2 protein-coding genes are annotated in these 1,242 nt (G+C 62.6%); both read left to right on the top strand.

Annotation, left to right across the window (positions count from 1 at the left end; genetic code table 11):
* The coding region (locus tag Q7J58_RS12365; protein ID WP_304828270.1) for a hypothetical protein at positions 1-184 on the top strand (184 nt) is incomplete at its 5' end.
* Positions 185-335: 151 nt separating this feature from the next.
* The coding region (locus Q7J58_RS12360; RefSeq protein ID WP_304828268.1) for a biotin/lipoyl-binding protein at positions 336-1,242 on the top strand (907 nt) is incomplete at its 3' end.

Raw genomic sequence — 1,242 nt, 5'->3', positions numbered from 1 at the left:
TGAATATGGCTGGCGGCCCAGCGCGATTTCCCTGTTTCGCCACGGCCTGATGCCGCTTGAAGTGACGGCGTTGCCCGGAGTTGGCCACCATCCGCAGCAGCGTGCACGTGGGGAGACCATGGATATGTTGCAGCGCTTGCTCCACCGCATGAACAACACCGCCCCGGCCAACGACAAAGGGTAAGTCCGATGAGAGGCATCAGGGAGCACGGATCTGGGCGCACGGCCCCACTGCGCCCATGCATTCGATTACGACGACGTGGCCAACTACCAGAACGTGGATCGCAAGCCCGGCCAGCTGGCCAACACCCTGCCGTTGTCGCGCCGATACATCTATGGAAGCCATTGAGCGCGCTGATCGTTATGCCGTTGCAAATAACAGCATAAACACGAGCGATTCTGGAAGAAAGTACGCACGCAGTGCCATCAAAAATGCCGACGCCGTACACAGCGCTGGCTTCCCGCAGGCATGGGCATTGTTGGCGGCTCGCAGATCGTTCTGGCGACGGTTGATTGACGTTTTCGCACCCTTTGTGATCGGTCAAGGTTCGGGCCCGCAGCAAACTTACAATCAACGAAACACTTGGAATATTGTCCCTCCCATGCAATTGCCTGATCGCTGGCGAAAGCCTTTCATGTATGCGATCACTGCTGTAATCGTCATCGGCGTCGTCGTGGCTTGGCGCTGGGCAGCCCCCGACCGTTTGCCAGACGGCATTGTGGGGGGGAACGGTCGCCTTGAGGCCACGACGCTTGATGTGGCGGCCAAGTCGGGCGGGCGCTTGCAGAGCCTGCGTGTGCACGAGGGCGACTTCGTTGCTGCCGGTGACGAGATCGCGCGAATGGACACGCAGGCGCTGGAGGCGCAACTTCGCGGAGCCCAGGCCCAGCAGCGGCAGGCGCGCACGGCGCGGGAAACTGCGACAGCGCTGGTGCGCCAGAGGCAGCAAGCGGTATCTACCGTGGCGGCCCTGATCTTGCAGCGCGAAGCCGAGTTCGCCCTGGCCGAGAAGGAACTGCGACGCACGTCGGAACTGGTGGCGCAGAATTTCATCTCGGCCCAGCAGCTCGACGCCGCCAACGTGCGCGTGCAGTCCAGCCGCGCTGCGCTGAGCGCGGCGAAATCGCAGCGCATCGAGGCCGAGTCAGGGGTGCTTGTCGCACGATCACAGATTGTCGAGTCCGAGGCCGCCATCGAGTCCGCACTGGCGGCCGTTGATCGCATGGAGGTGGAGATCGCGG

This window comes from Hydrogenophaga sp. (genome assembly GCF_030656115.1).
Lineage (GTDB): Bacteria > Pseudomonadota > Gammaproteobacteria > Burkholderiales > Burkholderiaceae_C > Hydrogenophaga.
The sequence above is the reverse complement of the archived record's forward strand: the minus strand, read 5'-3'. Positions and strand labels throughout refer to the sequence as shown.